Genomic DNA, 21,265 nt, shown 5'->3' with positions numbered 1-21,265 from the left:
AATTCGCAGTCGTACTTTGGGAGTCCAAACCTGAAACATGAGATCCTTGCGCCTGATTTGCACCCTCCTTGGGGGGCTGCTCACCCTATGCTCTATTGGGCAAACGAAGGCAGAGTTCGTTGACGCATTGCGACAGCAACGCGCTGAAGAACAGCCCTCGATTTTAGATGAGACACGTGCTGCGGCATGTGCTCCTGCTACTGCCCTCCGCGACCTTGAATGGAATAATGTGCGTGCCTTGGTGTCAACCAATGGCGCCCTTTGGCATGACCGTGCCCAAAGTGTAGGAGCCTATGAGGTTCCTATCGGTGGGGAGGTTAGTGTGATGTACGGAGGGGCACTCTGGATGGGAGGGATTTCTCCTGACCAGCAGTTGAAACTCGCGGCCATGCGTTATGGTGCCACCGGAAACGACTTCTGGGCTGGACCACTGACCAACGACGGAGCAGCTGAAATTGACGAAGCCACTTGTGAAGAGTACGACGGATTTGTCCGTACGGTCCGCACAGATGCAATTCGTCATCGTCAGTACTTTGACTGTTTAGCAGACCCTGATTGTGAGCTCGAAGATGACCTCGCTGGATATGCGATCCCGTCATACTTCTTCGAGTACCCAGCGCACGGAAATGTTTCGCTGAGCCAAGACTTTTACCTCGCGCCATTCTTTGATTACAACGGGAATGGATTCTACGATCCGGGACAGGGAGATTACCCTTGGTACGACTTCATTCAGGAAATCAACTGTGCTGAACGTCGTCGTGAAGATGCGGTACCGCTCTTTGGAGACGTCAACTACTTCTGGATCCAAAACGATAAAGGAAACATCCACTCGGAGACCCAAGGAGAGCCGATTGGAATGGAGATTCGTGCACAAGCGTTTGCCTTCTCGACCAACGATGAGGTGAACAACATGACCTTCTATAACTACGTCATGATCAACCAGGGTACGCAGACCCTGACGAATACATATTTCGCTCAGTGGGTTGACTGTGATATTGGTGGTTTCCCAGATGACTACGTAGGTTGTGACGTGGGCCGCGGACTTGGATACGCTTACAACGGAGATGCCGTGGATGAGCCAAGTTCCATCTCACTTGGATACGGTGAAAACCCACCTGCTATGGGGGTTGACTTCTTTGAAGGTCCTTACCAAGATGAAGACGGTGTAGATAACCCGCTCACGATCAACTTTAGCGACGCGATTGATTCCTTAGGTATCCCATACGGAGGTATTGGAATCGGATATGGAGATGATATCATCGACAACGAGCGTTTCGGGATGCGCAAGTTCCTCTACCACAACTTTGGTGGTGGACAAAACGGTGCACCGACGACAGCGATTGAGTACTACAACTACATGCGTGGTTTCTGGAGAAACGGACAGCGAATGGCTTACGGTGGAGATGCCTTCAGTGAAGCTACTGGAGCTGACTTGACCATTGAAGCCGATTACATGTTCCCAGGAGATACCGACCCTTATAACTGGGGTACAGAAGGGGAGGCGACAGAGCCATGGACAGAACAGACGGCAGGTAACCCTCCAGGTGACCGTGTATTCATGCAGAGTGCAGGTCCATTTACCCTGGAGCCAGGAGATTACAACAACATTACCGTTGGGGTAGTTTATGCTCGCGCTACGGGTGGTGATCCATTTGAATCAGTGAACCTGCTTCGAATTGCAGATGACAAAGCGCAGGCCCTGTTCGATAACTGTTTCGAGATCGTTTCTGGTCCAGATGCTCCGGACGTGACAATTCAGGAACTAGATAAGGAGTTGATTCTCTACTTGTCGAATGACAATGCCCTTTCAAACAACTTCAACGAAGAGTACGAAGCCTTTGATCCTGCGATTCCTGAGTTTACCACTTCTGGTGAGCAGTTGACTGTAGATGAACGCAAGTACCGCTTCCAAGGATACCAGATCTACCAATTGTCAGATGCAACAGTATCTGTGGCTGATTTGGAAGACCCAGATCGTGCACGCTTGTTATACACAGTTGACTTGGAAGACACGGTGGATGTGGTGGTGAATACACCATTGAATGCAGAGTTCGGTATTCCTGTTCCAACCTTGATGGCGAACGGAGAGAACGAAGGAATTCGTCATTCATTCCGCATCTTAAACGATGCCTTTGCCCAAGGAGATAACCGTCTGGTGAATCACAAGACCTACTACTTCATGGCCTTGGCTTACGGTTACAACAACTACGAGCAGTACAATCCTATTCTTCTTACCGGACAAGACGAACAGTACAAGGCAAGCCGCTCGGCAGCAGGAGGTACAGCGATTAAGGTGTACACCGGAATTCCTCATTCACCTGCACCTGAGGCAGGAGGGACGTCTACCTTCGCTTCCTATGGTGATGGTATCGAATTGACCCGTTACGAAGGAAAAGGAAACGGTACGTTGAATTTGACTATCACAGCGGCGAGTGAAGCTGACATTGTTGCCAATACCTTCACCAGCAACCTGACTTACGAAGGTGGGGCAGGACCAGTTGACGTGAAAGTGGTTGATCCACTCAACGTACCAGCTGCTGATTTCGAATTGCGCTTGGCTCCACAAGATCAAGGCTTGGAAAGTGATTCTGCCTTCTGGGAGATCACCAACCTAACGATGTTGGAGGATGACGATCCATCGAATGATGAACGCGCTACGAAGTTGTCGTCACGTGCGATCAATATTGAGAACGAACAGCTCTTGCTCGATTGGGGTATTTCCATCACCTGGGAACAGTATGATTATCCAAACAACGGAAGCTACACGGATCTCATTGACGGAAGCATAGAGTTTGCAGACGCATCTCAACCATGGTTACTAGGAATTCCTGATCAGGAAGGATTCAGCGAGTTGAACTGGATTCGCTCAGGAACACAGAACACCGAAAACGACGACGTAGAAGAAGAAGTGATCTTCGATGACCTCAAGCCAGGTGATCCATTGGATGAAGAGGAAGTCTACGAAGGAGTTATCGGAGGAACATGGGCACCGTATGCCTTGTGTTCATACACAGGTGAAGTGACTCCAGTGGGAGCGACTGAATCGGTACTGATTCCGGCGGTAGCCCCAACAGTTGATGGATTGGAAGGAGACTTAAGTCCATTCTCAAACATCAGCGGACTGAATAACGTAGACATCGTGCTGACGAGCGACAAGAGCAAGTGGACACGTGCCGCGGTGCTCGAGATGCAGCCTATTGAAGAGTTGATCCAAGATGAACGTGATCAAATCGGAGGAGACTTTGATGATCCTGAGAAGATGCGTTTACGTCGTCACGCTTCTGTTGACAAGAATGGACGCACCGTAGCCGAAGGTGGAAGCGCAAGCGAAGCCACCTTGAATGGAGCGCAGCCGATTGGTATGGGATGGTTCCCTGGATACGCCATTGATGTGGGAACAGGGGAACGATTGAACATGGCGTTCGGTGAAGATTCATGGTTCTCAGCAGATAATGGGAACGACATGATCTGGAACCCATCGTCGCGTATCAGCTCAAACCTAGGCAATACCATTTACGCAGGTGGACAGCACTGGATCTACGTATTCAAGAATGCGCAGTACGAAGAGAACACAGACAACCGCATGCCGGCCTACGATGAAGGAAACTACATCTACACCAACTTGGAAAGTGATTACTCAAGCACGAACCAGCGCCGCGTATTCCGTGCGTGTACTTGGGTAGGTTCTTCTTTGGTGAATCCTGATTTCGAAATGCTATCGGTAGAAGAAGGATTGATCCCAGTTGATGTCCGTGTCAGCCTTCGTGTGGCTAAAGCTTACGAGAAATACTCTCCAAGCCAGCGTGATTACGAAGTGTATGGCAACGACGCGAACTTCTGGAACCCATACTACGGTTTCAGCACGCGTGGAGTGGCAACTCAAACCACCAACGGTTCTGTGCTAACGGAAGTGTTGGATGAAATCAATGTGGTGCCGAATCCATACTACGCTTACTCTCAGTACGAGGATAGCAAGCTAGATAACCGTGTGAAGATTACGAACCTACCAGAGGTTTGTACAGTATCGATTTACAGCTTGAACGGAACCTTGATTCGTCAATACAACAAGGCAGACCCACTGACTTCGTTGGATTGGGATTTGAAGAACCAAGCGAATGTTCCAATCGCCGGAGGAGTCTACTTAATTCACGTAGATGTTCCAGGTGTTGGAGAGCAAGTATTGAAATGGTTCGGTGTCATGAGACCTGTGGATCTCGACCGATTCTAAGAGATAAAAAAAACCGCCCCTCGAGGCGGTTTTTTTGTCGTTCTGCTATTTAATCACTCTACACCAGTGCCAAATGCTGTAAGAAACTGGAGTAGGTCTTCGATTCCTGTATGTCCGCTGCAATTAAAGTCAGCTTTTGTTGAGGCCATCGTACCGTAAAGTCCGAGCGTGGCCATCAAGTCAGATGCCGTTACACGTGCATCGTAACCGTCCATATTGAAAGCGTCTTTAAAGTCGCCTAGAATAGAAGGCGTGGCGTATCCAACGTGTGTTGTTTTGCAACCTGTGTCAAGGTCAGTCACCTCCACGGTGAAACATCCTTCAGTAAACGATAGGATAGGTTCATCTTCACCATACCCGTCAAATACGTAGGAGTAATTTCCAGAACCTCCATCGATCTCTGGAGTCAAATTTCCTTCCGCGCTAGCGAGCACAACTTGAAGAGCCGCAATGCTGACGTCTTTATTGCTATTCATATATCGCACCCCATCATTTCCTATGATGTCATCGAAAGTCAAGGTGTAATCATCCGCTTCGAGATCTGAGATGCATCCATTCACCGCTTCTGTAGCACCCATAGAGAAGGCCACATCATCATAGCCGTTGAGGTTGACACAAACGCTTCCGTCTGCCCCTTCACACTCACCAGGCTCTTGCGTACTAATTGCGAAGTCAAACACAATAGTGGCTTCATCTGGATCAAAGAATAAGGTGCAAGAATTCGCCTCGCCATTGACAAACCAAGCGAAGGTATCTCCCGATCGATCGATCTCTGCCGTGAAGTAAATCATGCTCATCTCATCTGCCGAAGTAATGGAACCATCAGGCTGAACAATTTCAAGGTTTTGATCACTCACCTGAACGGTAATTGTAAACTCGTCATCAGACCAAGCCACTGTATTCACTTCCATGCATTGAGCAGAAGCATTAAAACACAGGAGAAATCCTGCAAGAAGGGTGCAAAACGTTTTCATCAGATTATAATTAATTACCCCTGCTTACGTGCAGGTTGCATAGAGGTCTGTAGGACGATGTCTGATAGGTCGCTTCGCCCTCTGGCCTAAGGCTTAAGGCCAATGGCGTAAGTTGGTTCTGTGCTGGGCTGTAAGGCTTATGGCGTAAGTTGGTTCTGTGCTGGCTGTAAGGCTTATGGCGTAAGTTGGTTCTGTGCTGGGCTTAAGCCTTATGCCATAAGCCATAAGCCTAAATGGAATAGTTATTATTCCATCCTTTTAGGAATCAAACAATAGGCCACCCCACCCACAACCTCTATATTGACCTTGAAACCCACTGCTCTACTTCGCTCTGCCATAAAACACAGAGCTATGAAAAAACTTTACATTTTATTCCTGCTCCTGCCTGGCCTAGTTGTGGCGCAATGCGAGCAAGGAACAACAGGTATCATTTCTGCAAGTAGCGGAGTGGTACATTCTCAAGGTACAAGCGGTACCGTATTGAATTCATTGGGGCCTAGCCCGGCATTAGGAATAGGAGATTTTGGGGATGAGAACCCGCTCCTTTATGTGATGTCTCAATGGATTGGAGGGATTACTCCTGATCAACAGTTAAAGCTGGCTGCGGATACCTACGGAACTGATGGTGCTGATTTTTACCCAGGTCCGCTGACGGCGGATGGGACGGCTGAGGTGAGTCTGGAGACTTGTGGTCAGTATGATGTGATCATTCGTCTTTTCCGCTCTTGGTCAGAACAGCATCGCGCTTACTTTGATTGCTTGAACGATCCAGATTGCGATGAGGAAATGATGTTCCCGAATGGGTATGTCATTCCAGAAGAGTTCTTCACCTACCCAGCGCATGGCAATGTGGATGAAGGACAAGCATTCGACTTGCTCCCTTACTTCGATTACGATCAGAACAACTTCTACGACCCTACAGGGGGTGATTACCCGCTTTTTGGAAACGAAGATGATTGCTGTAATACCTTGAAAGGGGACGAGTGTTATGTGTGGATCATGAACGATAAAGGAAACGTGCACACGGCTTCCGGTGGTGATATGATTGGGATGGAGATTCATCACATGGTCTACCGTTACTACTCTGAGGAATACTTTAACGCAGTGTTCCATCGCACCAAGTTTATCAACCGAGGCACACAAACCCTGTCAGATACCTACATCGGGCATTTCCTCGATCCAGACTTGGGGAACTTTGCCGATGATTACGCGGTATTCGTGCCAGAAGAAAATGCCATGATTGCCTTTAACGGTGATGCGGTTGATGAGGGCTCAGGCGGCTTCGGAAATGACACTCCTGCCTTGGTTTTCCGATTGTTAGAAGGACCTCCGATGGATTTCGACGGAGTAGACAATGACGACGACGGAATCGTGGATAATGAGACCTTAGGGTTAGGCCATGGATTGATCGATGATCCATTCACTATTCTACCGAGCCAGAGCTTGGATTACTACAACTGGATGGCGGGTTACTTCGTGAACGGACAAGAGTTCCAAGAAAACGGGGTGACAGTGAATTTCCAGCACGATGGCATCCCAGAGACGATCGATGAAGCGCCTTCAGATGTCCGTGTGATGTGCTCTACGGCACCATTCACACTGACCCCAGGAATGGAGTTCTGTACGAATTCTGTCCTTTGCTGGGCGCTTGCTGATGAAGGCGAAGGTCCGCTGAATGCGGCACAGAATGCGCTTGAATTCTCTCAGGATATCCAAGCGCTCGAAGAGCAGTGTTTCGGTTGTGTTCCTCCAGGTATCAGTATTGTAGCTCAACCATCGGGTGATGGTTTCAGCTTCTGGAACATCTCCCAAGCAGACGAATACCTCTGGGATTTCGGTGACGGTACCACCAGCACTGATCCTTTCCCATTCCACATTTTCGAAACAGGTCCAACAGCAGAGGTGACGCTCACGCTTACCAATGACTGTGGTTCTGTGACTGGAACTATTACTCTTGATGGCGTGGTTGGTGTTCCTAACGCTAACGCGGAATTGGATGACCGCCTGAGTGCCTTCCCACAACCAGCTGGAGAAATTCTAACTGTGAAAATGGACTTCGAAGCGAAAGATCAGATCATCCGTCTGTTCGACGCTACGGGGCAACTCGTCCTAACAGCGCAAGCCCTGAAAGGACAAACTCAGATCGACGTAAGCGCTCTGCCTCCTGGCGTTTACATTCTCTCAGTACAACGCGAAGACGGCATGCTCGAAAGCCTCCGAGTAGTTCGGTGATCGCTTCGCGACGTACGCAGTAGGCTGTAAGCTGTATGCTGCATGTAAGCGGCATACTGCCTACAGCCTACCGCATACTAGAAACGAGCCTAGCTCGTTTCTAAACTACCAAAACAGTACTCATGAAACTCGCTACGCTCTTTTTCCTTGGCGGAATTTTAGCTCTTACTTCTTGCAGCCGTGAAGATGATTCACGCGACGGCACCCGTGTAGAGTCGATTACCTTCGGACATTTCTATGGTGAATGTGCCGGCGACGGTTGCGTCGAAACCTACCGTCTGACAGGTTCCAATTTGTATAAAGATGTTGCCGACAATTATCCCGGTGCAGGCCCTTACGAGTTTGTCTTGCTTTCGAATGAAGCATACATCAGCGCACTTCCCGTCTTGACGGAACTACCTCAAGAACTTCTAAACGAAGAATCAGAAGAAATCGGCTGTCCAGACTGCGCAGACCAAGGAGGGATTTTCATTGAATACGTAGTCAACGAAGTCACCTATCAATGGCGCATTGATCAAGCCACGAACGCGATTCCAGAATACTTGGTTCCATATGTGGAGTTGGTGAATGGGAAGATTGCGGAGATAGGGTAGCGAGCTTCGCTTCGCTAGGCTTATGGCGTATGGCTTAAGGCGTAAGTTTTGTTAAGGGCGCGCATGCGAGCCCACAGTACGGCGAAACAAAAAACGGATGCCGGACGCCGGACGCCGGAAAGCTACTCCTCCTGAGCTATAGGTCGCCTTAGTACAATCGTCAACACCAACATAAAAATCGCAATAATAGGCCCCATTAAGTTGGAGTATTCGTCGTTGATGCCGTGGGTGACTACGGCGCCGATCATGATGATGATTAATCCGAGGGCGGCGAGTTTGCGGAATTTGGGGATGAATAAACCGATCGAACCAGCGATTTCAGCGACGCCGATGAACATCATGAATGCGGCTGGGTATCCCCATTTGTCCCACATTTGAAGTACTTCTTCTGGTTGCATTAGTTTTCCTACACCGGCCAAGATCATCCATGCAGCGAGGAGGATGGTGATGATTATGACTACAATCTTTCTAGTTCTTTCAGTCATCTCGTGTGATTTGTAACAAAAGCTACGAAATCGAGAATGAATTTTAAATACACTGGTACAGGTTGAAGGTTTTTGATCTCTTCGTGAACTTTGACCTAGACAATGCTGTAGTTTTGCAATCGAGTTAAAACACAGCCCATGGTCGTCCTTCGAATTCTAGTAGGAATTGTCATCATAGCAATTGGCGGATTTGTCGCCTCAGTCTTAATCGGAATGAAGCCGGAGCCCCCGGTGAGTAGTCCTCCCAAAGCAAAAAGATTAGTTGAAGTCGTGCCTGCCTCTGTGCAAGCCCAAGCACCTGTCACCTATGTGCAAGGACGTGTCACGGCACTAGACAAAATCGAGATTTTCGCAGAAGTGTCTGGCGTAGTGCAGTCTTCAAAAAAGGACTTCAGAGCAGGAACAAAATACCGCCGTGGAGATGTCATGCTTCGCATGGATGGGAGCGAGCTACGCATGTCGTTGATCGCTCAACGCAGCGCCTTCCTTCAGCTATTGACAGGGGCATTGGCTGACATCAAAATCGATTACCCAGACCGTTACGAAACATGGAGGAGTTACACGGCCAACCTCGATGTGGAATCGCGTTTGCAGGATATGCCTAGTCCGGCCTCAGATCAAGAGAAGTTCTTCTTGTCGAACCGAGGCATCTTGAATCAATTCTACTCGATTCGTTCGTCAGAGGAACGCCTTAATAAGTACGTGTTGACGGCTCCGTTTACTGGAGAAGTGACCATGAGTTCTGTGAATCCTGGATCACTAGTTCGGGTCGGACAAAAAATTGGAGAGCTCGTGAGTGGAGGAGGATTTGAAGTAGAATCAGCCATTTCGCGCAATGCACTTCAAGTGGTTCAAGTGGGCGATTCCGTAGAATTCATGCAAGCTGGTAGCATCATCAAAGGAAAGGTGACGCGGATCTCAGAGAGCATTGACCCCACAACACAAACGGCGAAGATCTTCTGCCAAGTGAATAATGACAACCTCCGAGATGGGGTTTACCTGGAAGGGAAGGTGTATTCGCAATCAGTAGCAGATGTCACACGTATTCCGCTAGACCTGTTGCTGGATGATCAAACGGTGTTTGTCTTGGAGCAAGATTCTATTCTCGAAGCGAAGACGGTAGAAGTGATTTATGCTTCGTCTAAGGATGCGTTGATTCGTGGTTTATCCAACAATGCAGAGCTCATCAGTGAGCGTATTCCTGGAGCTTACGACGGTATGATCGTGAAAGCGCAGCGCCCATGAATTCATTGATCAAATACTTCATCAAGTTTCCAATCACTGGTGACCTGGTGATGATTGCCATTCTCTTGGCAGGTGTCATCGGGATGTTCAACCTGCGTTCGAACTTCTTCCCGGAAACACCAACCAAGACCATCTCTGTGCAGATTGTCTACCCAGGTGCTTCTCCTGAAGAGATCGAAGAAGGGGTGGTGGCCAAGATTGAAGACAACCTCAAAGGGGTAGCTGGGTTAGACCAAGTGAAGTCGGTATGTACCGAGAACTCAGCAACCATTACCATCGATGTCTTAGATGAAGGGAAGACTGATGAGAAACTACAAGACGTTAAGAATGCGGTAGATCGCATCTCTTCGTTCCCGGTCGGCATGGAACCGCCGATCATCTATAAGCAAGAGTCCATCGGCTTTGCCATTTCGTTTGCGGTGGCGGGTGATTTGAGTTTGACCGATCTCAAACGAACAGCACGTGGGATCGAATCAGACCTCCGTGCGCAAGACGGAATTTCTCAGGTATCGCTCAGCGGTTTCCCTGATGAAGAGATTCAAGTAGCCGTCGATGAACAACGACTCCTAGAACTCGGTATCAACTTCAATGAGGTGTCCCTCGCTATCCGAGCGGCCAACCTGGAGACGACCGGTGGTAAGATTCGCACAGATCGCGAAGAACTATTGATTCGTGGACGATTCAAGGAGTACCGTGCCTATGAGCTAAGAGATATCGTGGTGCGTGCCGAGGCAGACGGACGTGTCATTCGCTTAGGTGAGATTGCTGAAGTGACGGATCGTTGGAGTGACAATGACCCGTCGAGAAATTGGTTTAACGGACAACCGGCAGCGGTAGTGACGGTGAACAATCTACTTGAAGAAGACATCATTGGCATCACTGAAAAAGTGCGCCAATACATCGACGACTTTAATACTAAGAATTCAGATGTCACCTTGCACGTAATTCGCGATCAATCGGTGGTGCTGAACCAACGTATTGACCTCCTCGTGAATAACGGAATCGTGGGGTTCTTGTTAGTGGTGTTCTTTCTGGCGCTCTTCCTGAATTCAAGGTTGGCGTTCTGGGTAGCATTAGCCATCCCTGTCAGCTTTGCTGGGATGTTCATATTCGCTGGTTTACTTGGCGTAACCATCAATGTGATCTCGCTCTTCGGAATGATCCTCGTGATTGGTATTTTGGTGGATGACGGGATTGTCATAGCTGAGAGTATCTATCAGAAATACGAAGAAGGATACTCACGCTATGATGCTACGATCAAAGGAACCTTGGAAGTTCTTCCTGCAGTATTCAGTGCGATTGTCACGACCATGGTAGCCTTCTCCATGTTCTTCTTCATCGAAGGTCGACTCGGAGATTTCTTCCGTGAGATGGCCATTGTGGTGATGGTGACCTTGGTGTTCTCTCTTGTAGAGGGTGCGTTGATTCTTCCAGCCCACGTTGGTCACAGTAAAGCCTTGGCAAGAGACCGAAAGCAGAACAAGCTGGAGAAGACCATGAAAGGGGTGATGGACTGGCTGCGCAACACACTGTATGCGCCGGTGCTTCGATTCTCAATGAAGCTCCCTTTTATCACCTTCGGAATCGTTGTCGCCGTATTTGCCATTACGGTTCCTGGTATGATTGGTGGAGGTTTTGTCAAGACGACCTTCTTCCCATTCATTGAGGGAGATAACATTACGGTGAACTTGACCATGGGCTCAGGAACCCGTGATTACATTACCACGGAAGCCCTCGACCGCATCGAAGCAGCGGCGTGGGAAGTAAGCGAAGAACTCAGCGCCCAGCGTGATGACTCGCTTCAATTAATCTTAGCGGTGGATAAGCGTATTGGTCCTTCAACCTACCAGGGGACGATCAATATTCAGCTCCTCGACGGAGAGGCCCGCAACATGAAAGTGTTGGAGGTGACCGATATGATTCGTCAACGCGTAGGTCCAATCTACGGCGCTGACAACATCAGCTTCGCGACTTTTAGTCCCTTCGGTAGACCGGTCTCGGTTTCGCTCCTTGGAAATGACCTTGATGAATTGACCGCTGCAGCAGACGCCTTGCGTGAAGAGATGGAAAAGCGGGATGATCTGAAGGATGTAATCGACAACAACCGCAAGGGGTTGAAAGAGGTCAACATCCGCTTGAAGCCAAACGCGACCTTACTTGGACTGAACGAGCAGGAAGTACTCTCTCAATTACGTCAAGGATACTTCGGCTCTGAGGTGCAACGCTTGCAACGAGGAGAAGACGAAGTGCGCGTATGGTTGCGCTACTCTGAAGATGATCGCTCAAGTGTGGGCGACCTTTCAAAGATTCGCATTCGAACCGTCACAGGATTGGAAGTGCCATTAGATGAAGTAGCTGAACTCGACGTCAAGCGTGGAGTAGTAGCAATTAATCGTCTGTACGGAAAGCGTGAGGTGCAAGTGAGTGCCGACTTGGCAGATGCGAATGTGTCAGCCAGTGATGCGAATGGCGATATTCGCGAGAATGTAGTTCCGGAGATTCTTTCAAACTACCCGAGTGTATCAGTAAGCTACGAAGGACAGAACCGCGAGCAGTTGAAGTCTCAGCAGAGTATCGGGCAGGTATTACCGTTGATTCTGGCCATCATGGTCTTCATCATCATGTTGACCTTCCGCTCGCCAATTCAAGGATTAGTAGTGGTTTCTTTGATTCCATTCGGATTGATCGGAGTGAGCTTAGGTCACTGGGTGCTTGATGCACAGATCTCTCTTTTCAGTGTGCTTGGCATGATCGCTTTGATAGGTATCCTGGTGAATGATGCGCTGGTGTTTGTCGCCGCGTTCAATACCAATATCAAGAACAGAATGGACTTCCGAGAGGCCCTCTGGGCAGCAGGGATGAGTCGATTCCGTCCGATTGTATTGACGTCTGTGACGACGATCGCCGGACTTGGACCACTCATCTTGAATAAAAGCTTCCAGGCGCAGTTCCTCATCCCAATGGCTATCGCGGTAGCGTTCGGGTTGTTGTTTGTAACCTTGATAATCCTGGTGCTCCTTCCGGCCTTTATGATCTGGGCTAACTGGCTCCACGGTTTGTGGCAGTGGGTGATTAAGGGAACCTTCCCGCCACCAAATGAGAGGGAACCTGCACTAAGAGAAGTATTGAAGAACGATAATTTCCAGGCAGATGAATAAGTTGATTTTAGTCCTTCTTTTTCTCGCCTGCGGCGGAACGTTTTCCGCGCTAGCGCAAGAAAACTTAAGCTTGGAAGACGCGATCAGATTTGGATTGGACAACAACTTCCAGATCAAAATCGCCAAGCTGAATACAGACATCGCAGAGAACAACAACTCGTGGGGACAAACTTCCGCCTTGCCCTCATTGAATTTGACGGGATCTTACTCGCTCAATATCACAGACAACAGCGAGAACCCGACCAGCTTCATTCAGGCTAAATTGGAATCAGAAGGCGTTCAATACGGTGCCAACTTGAACTGGACACTGTTTGACGGTTTCGGCATGTTCGCTCAGAAACGCCAGCTCGAATTGCTTGAAGCGCTTAGCGAAGGGAATGCAGCAGTAGTGATTGAAAACACCGTTCAGGGCATCGTTTTGGCGTACTACGATGTCCAAGTCCAACAAGAAAAGCTCGACGTCTTGGAGGAAGTCATTGCCCTCTCACGCGATCGTTTGGAGTACATGGAGCTCAAGAAAGAGTTGGGTGCCAGCACCACCTTCGAGATCCTTCAGTTTGAAAACGCCATCGTTTCAGACAGCACGAATTACCTCCTGCAGCAGCTAGCGCTTGACAATGCCATGCGCAACCTCAACCTATTGCTTCAAACCAGCGATACCGTATGGGAGTTGACCACAGATCTCAGTTCTCCAGGTCAATCATACGACTACAACACCCTCTGGGATGAGGTCAAAAACAGCAACCAACAGCTGAGAAACGTCATGGCCAATAAGTTGCTCAGCGAACAGCAATTGCGCTCAGCCAAAGCGAATATGTACCCAGTGGTGAGCTTCAACGCGGGAATCAACCAAAGTGATAACAACTTCAGCGCCGGAGAACTTTCAGGAAGTGGTCGTACCCTCAACTACTTCGGAACCTTCACGCTCAATTTCAACCTTTTCAACGGAGGTAAGACACGCACTGCCATCAAGAATGCGCAAATCAGCGAAGAGATTGCCAACTACAACCAAATCGACCTCCAGCTGAACGTGAGCACCCAACTGCGTAATGCAGTAGAGCTCTACAACGCACAATTCGGAATTTACAACCTGACTGCCGAGAACGTAGCCAACCAAAAGCTGGCCCTCGATATCGCCGAAGAACGATACAACAACGGGGTCATCAATTCATTCGATTACCGTACCCAACAAGTAGCGTACCTCAACGCCGCTATCGGACGCATCGAAGCCCTAAAGAATCTGCTAGATACAAATGCGAATTTGGTGAGACTGCGTGGGGGGTATATCAACCCGGGGTAATCGATAATCTGGAAACGATAATCGAAAACTGTTAGTCGAGAGACGAGGGTCTAGGGTCTAGGGAATCGATAATCAATAGATTATAATCGAGAACTAGTTAGTCTAGAGACGAGGGTCTAGAGTCTAGGGAATCTTTAATCCATGATGGTTGAATGATAATTCACTTTGCTGAGCGATTGATGCCGTGACTACAATATAAGTATGAATGCACGTGAGGTTTGTGATCAAGAAATAATAACTATCTAGTCGAGGGACGAGAGTCTAGGGTTTAGAGTCAAAAAACGGATGCCGGATGCCGGACGCCGGATTTAAGCCTAACGCCTAGCCAAAGGCTAACCGCCAACAGCCTTTTTTATCTCATTCAACTTCATCAACGCCTCCACCGGAGTCAACGTATTGATATCAGTTGCTAAGATTTCTTCTTTGACGCGTTCGAGGACTGGGTCATCGAGTTGGAAGAAAGAGAGCTGCATGTCGTTGTCGGCAGCGATTTCTTTGGCTTTGCCTGAGAGTTCACCGGCATGGCTCTTTTCGAGTTGTTTAAGGACTTTCGAGGCGCGTTCAATCACGGCTACAGGCATTCCGGCGAGCTTGGCTACGTGGATACCGAAGCTGTGGTTTGAGCCTCCTTTGACGAGCTTACGGAGGAAGATAATCTTCCCATTGTGCTCCTTTACCGATACGTTGTAGTTGTGGATGCGCTCGAAAGTTCCGGCCATCTCGTTCAACTCGTGGTAGTGCGTAGCGAAGAGCGTTTTCGCTCGCGACTTTGGGTTTTGGTGCAAGTATTCTGCAATCGCCCAAGCGATGGAGATACCATCGTAGGTTGAGGTTCCTCGTCCGATTTCGTCGAGGAGGACAAGGCTTCGGTCAGTGAGGTTGTTCAGGATAGAAGCCGTCTCATTCATCTCTACCATGAAGGTTGATTCTCCACTTGAGATGTTATCGCTGGCTCCTACGCGGGTGAAGATTTTATCGACCAAGCCAATGTCTGCACTCTTTGCTGGAACAAATGATCCCATCTGCGCCATGAGGGTAATCAAGGCTGTTTGACGGAGCAAGGCAGACTTACCAGACATGTTTGGACCGGTGATCATGATGATCTGCTGCTGCTCGTTGTCAAGGTAAACATCGTTCGTTACATAGCTCTCTCCAAGCGGTAGGTTCTGTTCGATCACTGGGTGACGACCATCTTTGATGTTCAAGACATGGTCTTCATGAAGTGACGGACGAACATATCCGTTGCGAATAGCCACCTTGGCGAAGGAGATCAGGCTATCTAAGCGTGCGATCAACTGTGCGTTCAGCTGGATTGGAGCGATGTATTCAGAGATGGCCTGAACGAGCTCTGCAAACAGCTTCTGCTCGATGTCGCTGATCTTCTCTTCCGCACCGAGGATTTTCGCTTCGAGTTCTTTGAGCTCTTCAGTGATGTATCGTTCAGCTTGTGTGAGGGTCTGCTTGCGAATCCATGTCTCAGGCACCTTGTCTTTGTGCGCGTTACGTACTTCGAGGTAGTAACCAAAGACGTTGTTATAGGCAATCTTAAGTGATGGAATACCCGTGATCTCGCTTTCGCGTTGCTGGATGGCCATGAGGTGATCTTTGCCATTGGCAGAGATCGAACGCAGCTCATCGAGTTCTGGGTTGATCCCATCAGCCATCACACCACCTTTGTTTACGAGCAACGGTGGTTCTTCCAATACTTCAGCGGTGATACGATCACGAATAACCGAACACAAGTTGAGTTGGTCACCCAAGAGGCGAAGTTCTTCGATTTCTTGGTCGAGACAGAATTCACGGATGGGCTCAATCGCCTGCAACGCATCACGCAGCTGCAACACTTCTCGTGGATTGATTCTTCCGGTCGCTGCTTTCGAGATCAAGCGTTCCAGATCACCAATGCTCTTCACTTCACGAGAGATGACCTCTGCCGCTTCCGCGTTAGCGACCCAAAAAGCCACCGTATTCAAACGTGACTCAATGTCTTTCTTCGCACGCAATGGCAACACCATCCAACGCTTCAGCATGCGGCTTCCCATTGGGGAAACAGTATGATCAAGCACATCGAAAAGGGTGGTGGCATCAGGATGCGGCGAGTTGATCAACTCAAGATTTCGGATCGTAAAACGATCAAGCCATACGTACGAATCTTCGGCAATGCGACTGATCGAACGAATGTGATCGGTATCGCCATGCTTCGTTTCACCGAGGTAGTGCAAGGCAGCACCTGCGGCAATGACACCCAGCGAAAGCTCTTCAATTCCGTACCCCTTCAATGAAGATGTTTGGAAATGCTTCAAGAGCAAGTCTTCTGCATAATCTTCCGTAAAGACCCAATCTTCGAGCTTGTAGGTGTAGAAGCCATCGCCAAAAGCGTTGCTGAATGTATCATCCGTATTGCGCTGGTACAGCACCTCACTCGGCTTAAAGCTCTGCATGAGCTTGTCGATGTACACGGTACTTCCTTCAGCAACCAGGAATTCACCAGTGGAGATATCCAAGAAACTCACTCCAGCCTGCTGCGCGCGCTTGTCGAAGGTCACAGCAGCCAAGAAGTTGTTCGACTTCGTCTCGAGCACTTTATCGTTCAAGGCTACTCCTGGAGTCACCAATTCAGTCACTCCACGCTTCACGATTTTCTTTGTGGTTTTAGGATCTTCCAACTGATCACAAATCGCCACACGGTTCCCCGCACGAACGAGTTTCGGGAGGTAAGTGTCAAGACTGTGATGCGGGAATCCGGCGAGCTCGACATAAGCCGCTGCACCATTCTTTCGCTTGGTCAATACGATGCCCAAAACCTGTGAGGCCTTGATCGCATCTTCCCCAAATGTTTCATAGAAATCACCCACACGGAACAACAACAAGGCATCAGGATACTGAGACTTGATCTTGTTGTACTGCTTCATCAACGGCGTTTCCGCCGGCTTCTTCGATGCTGTTTTACTACCAGCCATATGGGGGAAGGAATGGTCCTAAAAAAAGCGAGCCGCCGCATCATTGACGAAACGGCAGCCCACCAGAAATCATGTAAAAATTCGTATTGCATCTCGAAAATAGGGGGGATGCCGTTTTTTGACAATTTGAGGTGCTTGGGGTTATTAACACGTTATTCACGAAAGTAGGGAGAGAGGGATCTGAAGTGGCTGGTTAAGAGATGATTTCGACAAGCTGTAGACTGTGGACCGTGGACCGTGGACCGTGGACCGTGGTTCGTGGTTCGTAGAATGTGGAACGTAGAATGAATGGGGCGTTACCCCACAGCCAATACCCCCGAGAGGGACGGATAAAATCCGTCCGCTACAAAAGAACCACCATGTCGGTTAAGGGCACGCAAGCATGCCTCGATAGTTGGTTCGTGGACCGTGGTTCGTGGTTCGTGGAACGTAGAACGTGGACCGTGGAATGAAAGGCACAGCAAAAAAACGGACGCCGGATGCCGGACGCCGGGCAAAAGTCTAACGCCTATAGCCTAAAGCCTAACGCCTAACGCCTTTAAAGTCGTTAAGCGACTTTAAGTTGAGAAATCTTCGATTTACTAAACTTCTCCTCCGCATACGAAAGCGTGATCTTCAATGATCCGCCGTCGCCGCTTGGCATTTCGAACATGGCGTCGGTCATGATGGCTTCGCAGATTGAGCGCAGGCCACGGGCACCGAGTTTGTATTCGACTGCTTTTTCTACGATGAAGTCGAGTACTTCTTTTTCGAAGCTAAGCTTGACATCGTCGAGTTCGAAGAGTTTCACGTACTGTTTAATCAGTGCGTTCTTCGGTTCAGTGAGGATACGACGTAGTGTGTCGGCATCCAATGGGTTGAGGTGCGTGAGCACCGGGAAACGACCGATCAATTCTGGAATCAATCCAAAGCTTTTCAGGTCTGTTGGTGCCACGAAGCGTAGAAGGCTTCCTGACATATCGATTTCAGCGTCGTTCGAACCGTAACCGATGGTTGTCGTTTTCACGCGGCGTTCAATCACACGTTCGATACCGTCGAAGGCACCCCCACAAACGAAGAGGATGTTCTTGGTATTCACTGAAATGAGTTTCTGTTCTGGGTGTTTACGTCCACCTTGTGGTGGCACATTCACGATAGATCCTTCAAGAAGCTTAAGCAGGGCTTGCTGTACACCTTCACCACTCACATCACGGGTAATGCTTGGGTTATCGCTCTTACGAGCAATCTTATCGATCTCATCGATGAATACGATTCCGCGTTCAGCCGCTGAAACATCGAAATCAGCTGATTGAAGCAGACGTGAGAGTACACTTTCCACATCTTCACCCACGTAACCCGCCTCGGTGAGGATGGTTGCATCAGCGATACAGAAAGGTACGTTCAACATCTTCGCAATGGTTTTCGCGAGGAGGGTTTTACCCGTTCCGGTTTCACCTACTAAGACAATATTCGACTTTTCGATTTCGATGTCGTCATCGCTCTTTGCAGGGGGTTGAAGGAGGCGCTTGTAGTGGTTGTACACCGCTACACTCAAGACTTTCTTCGCTTCATCTTGTCCGATCACGAACTCATCGAGGAAACGCTTGATGTCTTTTGGTTTCTGCAGCGTGAGGCTTGCTTCCACCTGAGAATTTTTCTCTTGAGCTAGTTCTTCGCGGACGATATTATTCGCCTGATCGATACAATGATCGCAGATGTGACCAGTGATCCCTGCAATGAGGATATTCACTTCACTTTTCTTTCTTCCGCAGAAGGAACAACTAATCTCTCTTTCAGCCATAGAACTGTCTTTCACTCTTTTAGTCTTCCGCCGTTAGGCGAAAAGAAAAAGAAAGCTGCACATAATGTACAGCTTTCAAAGATACGTTTTTAGGGTGAGGCGCCCTATTCAGGCCCCTTGTACCCTTGGAAACTTATGATTTCTTCTCAAGAACTTCGTCGATCATTCCGTACTCTTTGGCTTGATCAGCCTTCATCCAGTAATCACGGTCACTGTCATCCCATACTTTCTCGTATGATTGACCTGAGTGGTTACTGATAATACGGTACAACTCTTCTTTCAGCTTCTGGATTTCACGAGCTGTAATCTCGATGTCAGAAGCTTGACCGCGCGCCCCACCAAGTGGTTGGTGGATCATCACGCGTGAGTGCTTCAATGCTGTACGCTTTCCAGCGTGCCCTGCACAAAGCAACACCGCGCCCATCGACGCTGCCATACCTGTACAGATCGTCGCTACGTCAGGACGGATGTACTGCATGGTGTCGTAGATACCTAGACCTGCGTATACACTTCCACCAGGGGAATTGATGTAGATCTGGATATCTTTCGTTGCATCAGCAGACTCCAAGAAGAGCAGCTGTGCTTGAATGATGTTGGCGATGTAGTCGTCAATACCTGTTCCTAGGAAGATGATGCGGTCAGCCATGAGGCGTGAGAACACATCTACTTCGCGGAAAGGCATGTTACGTTCTTCGATCACGGTGCGGGTCATGTTTTCAGGACCGTACACGTGACTAATGTAATCATCAGCCGTGTGGCTGCTGATGCCGTGGTTATGCACGGCGTATTTGAGGAATTCTTTACGATTGATCATTTCTGATTATCTGTTTCTAAGTGGGAAATTAGATAACAATTCCCACCGTGAAAAGTTAAAGCTTCACAAGCGCAGATCGCCACAAAGATTCCTCGGCTTATTAACGTGCCTTAGTGGGAATGTTCGTTAGCGAGCTCAAGGAAATCTTCGTATGAAACGGCTTTCTCCTTGATTTTCGCTTGCTCCATGAGTGCGTCGAGTACTTTATTCTCCTTGATAACGTCGTTGATACGCTGGCGCTCATTCTGATCACCAAGTACGTTATTCGCGAAGTTTTCAAGCATTTCTTCGTCGAGTGGCATTCCGTATTGAGCGTACTGAGAACCGATCATTGCTTTCGCTTGATCTTTAATTTCTTCAGGAGTCACAGCAATCTCTTTGTCTGCAACCACTTTGCCCTCTACCAATTGCCATAGCAAGAAACGCGAGTAGCTTGGGTACTCTTCTTCCACCTGTTCAGCCGTGACTGGCTTCTCATTTGAAAGTTGGATCCAGCGCTTCAGGAAGGCATCAGGAAGCTGTACATCGAGGTTGTCGATGATGTGCTCGCTCATTTGACGCTTGTAAAGGTTGATTGAATCACGCTCGAACATGCTAGCCAATTGCTCTTCAAGCTTCGTGCGGAATTCTTCTTCATCCTTGATTTCGTCTTTACCGAACACTTTGTCGTAAAGCTCTTGATTCACTTCGTGCGGAGTCAGACGCTTGATCTCGTTCACACGGAATTTGAAGTTTCCTTTCAAGTCGTGTACTTGATCATGTGAGATGTTCAGCATACGTCCAAGGTCATCGTGGTTACGAGAAACCTTGTGCGGATCTACGTCGATCTCGTCGTCTTTCTTCACGCCAGTCAGCGCTTTTTTAGTCTTCTTGTCTTCAACGCTATCGAGGGTGATGGTTGCATCGTTCATGATACCACCTTCGAGGATCTCACCGTTTTCGTCCAGTTGGATCATCGTTCCAAGTAGAAGATCATTCTCTTCACTTGTGTCAGCATCAGAAACTTGTCCGTGACGACGTGAAAGGTCAGTCACGTGTGTATCCATCATTTTCTTGTCGATCTTCACGGTATGGCGTACCGGCAATTTTTTCATCGCCTTCTCCAAGTCGATTTCAGGAGCCAATCCCATTTCGTATTCGAAAGTGAATTTGTCTGGCTCATTCCAATCTCCTTGGATGTCGTCATTCTCAACCGGAATAGGATTTCCTAGAACATTGAGCTTCTCTGTTACGATGTGCTCGTAAAGCTTATCGTTCAGTACGCGGTTTAGCTCTTCAGCAAGAATGGCTTTACCGTACTGCTTCTTCACCAATCCGAGCGGCACTTTTCCAGGACGGAATCCTGGCATGTTTACCTGCTTACGGTATTGCTTCAATGAAGACTCGTACTTGTCGAAGTAATCTTCTTTCTCTAGGGTAATAGACAATCGGATGTTTAGATCGTCTACTTGGTTGCGCGTGATCTCCATGCGTTGGGTTTGCTTCTTAAAAAGTCG

12 protein-coding genes are annotated in these 21,265 nt (G+C 48.6%); 6 read left to right on the top strand and 6 right to left on the bottom strand.

Annotated elements, in window-relative coordinates; all coding sequences use genetic code 11:
• Window positions 1-37: 37 nt before the first annotated feature.
• Window positions 38-4,228 (top strand): hypothetical protein, encoded by a 4,191-nt coding sequence (locus tag RA156_RS12715; RefSeq protein ID WP_306640565.1) that lies wholly within the window; start codon window positions 38-40, stop codon window positions 4,226-4,228.
• A 53-nt stretch (window positions 4,229-4,281) separates the two neighbouring features.
• On the opposite strand, the gene RA156_RS12710 is transcribed toward RA156_RS12715, so the two are convergent.
• Window positions 4,282-5,202, bottom strand: a complete 921-nt coding sequence (locus RA156_RS12710) for a hypothetical protein (RefSeq protein WP_306640563.1) — start codon at window positions 5,200-5,202, stop codon at window positions 4,282-4,284.
• Window positions 5,203-5,553: 351 nt separating this feature from the next.
• Between RA156_RS12710 and RA156_RS12705 the strand changes: the two genes are divergently transcribed.
• A complete protein-coding gene (locus RA156_RS12705; protein ID WP_306640561.1) occupies window positions 5,554-7,434 on the top strand; it encodes a T9SS type A sorting domain-containing protein in 1,881 nt (626 codons plus the stop codon).
• Between the two features lie 122 nt (window positions 7,435-7,556).
• The gene (locus RA156_RS12700) at window positions 7,557-8,027 is read left to right on the top strand and encodes a hypothetical protein (RefSeq protein ID WP_306640560.1); all 471 of its coding nucleotides are present in this window, start codon (window positions 7,557-7,559) and stop codon (window positions 8,025-8,027) included.
• Window positions 8,028-8,149: 122 nt separating this feature from the next.
• On the opposite strand, the gene RA156_RS12695 is transcribed toward RA156_RS12700, so the two are convergent.
• Window positions 8,150-8,512: a DoxX family protein gene (locus RA156_RS12695; RefSeq protein WP_306640558.1), complete on the bottom strand. Its 363-nt coding sequence runs from the start codon at window positions 8,510-8,512 to the stop codon at window positions 8,150-8,152.
• A 138-nt stretch (window positions 8,513-8,650) separates the two neighbouring features.
• On the opposite strand from RA156_RS12695, the gene RA156_RS12690 reads away from it, so the two are divergent.
• Genes RA156_RS12690 through RA156_RS12680 form a run of 3 tightly spaced genes read left to right on the top strand, consistent with a single transcriptional unit; the run spans window position 8,651 to window position 14,215 of the window.
• Window positions 8,651-9,757, top strand: a complete 1,107-nt coding sequence (locus RA156_RS12690; RefSeq protein ID WP_306640556.1) for an efflux RND transporter periplasmic adaptor subunit — start codon at window positions 8,651-8,653, stop codon at window positions 9,755-9,757.
• Window positions 9,754-12,915 (top strand): efflux RND transporter permease subunit, encoded by a 3,162-nt coding sequence (locus tag RA156_RS12685; protein WP_306640553.1) that lies wholly within the window; start codon window positions 9,754-9,756, stop codon window positions 12,913-12,915. The genes RA156_RS12690 and RA156_RS12685 overlap by 4 nt, the downstream gene beginning before the upstream one ends.
• Window positions 12,908-14,215, top strand: a complete 1,308-nt coding sequence (locus tag RA156_RS12680; RefSeq protein WP_306640551.1) for a TolC family protein — start codon at window positions 12,908-12,910, stop codon at window positions 14,213-14,215. The genes RA156_RS12685 and RA156_RS12680 overlap by 8 nt, the downstream gene beginning before the upstream one ends.
• A gap of 332 nt (window positions 14,216-14,547) precedes the next feature.
• Here the strand turns inward: RA156_RS12680 and mutS are convergent, their stop codons facing one another.
• The 4 genes from mutS to tig all read right to left on the bottom strand — a co-directional run bounded on the left by mutS (window position 14,548) and on the right by tig (window position 21,238).
• Entirely contained in the window at window positions 14,548-17,175 is a 2,628-nt protein-coding gene (gene mutS / locus RA156_RS12675) for a DNA mismatch repair protein MutS (protein WP_306640549.1), read from the bottom strand.
• A 547-nt stretch (window positions 17,176-17,722) separates the two neighbouring features.
• The gene (gene clpX, locus RA156_RS12670; RefSeq protein WP_306640548.1) at window positions 17,723-18,955 is read right to left on the bottom strand and encodes an ATP-dependent Clp protease ATP-binding subunit ClpX; all 1,233 of its coding nucleotides are present in this window, start codon (window positions 18,953-18,955) and stop codon (window positions 17,723-17,725) included.
• Between the two features lie 133 nt (window positions 18,956-19,088).
• The gene (gene clpP / locus RA156_RS12665; RefSeq protein WP_306640547.1) at window positions 19,089-19,769 is read right to left on the bottom strand and encodes an ATP-dependent Clp endopeptidase proteolytic subunit ClpP; all 681 of its coding nucleotides are present in this window, start codon (window positions 19,767-19,769) and stop codon (window positions 19,089-19,091) included.
• Between the two features lie 110 nt (window positions 19,770-19,879).
• Window positions 19,880-21,238: a trigger factor gene (tig, locus tag RA156_RS12660; RefSeq protein ID WP_306640546.1), complete on the bottom strand. Its 1,359-nt coding sequence runs from the start codon at window positions 21,236-21,238 to the stop codon at window positions 19,880-19,882.
• Between the last annotated feature and the right edge of the window lie 27 nt (window positions 21,239-21,265).

The organism is Sanyastnella coralliicola (genome assembly GCF_030845195.1).
Taxonomy (GTDB): domain Bacteria; phylum Bacteroidota; class Bacteroidia; order Flavobacteriales_D; family Sanyastnellaceae; genus Sanyastnella; species Sanyastnella coralliicola.
Note: the sequence above shows the minus strand (reverse complement) of the source record. Positions and strands in the feature narration are given on the sequence as shown.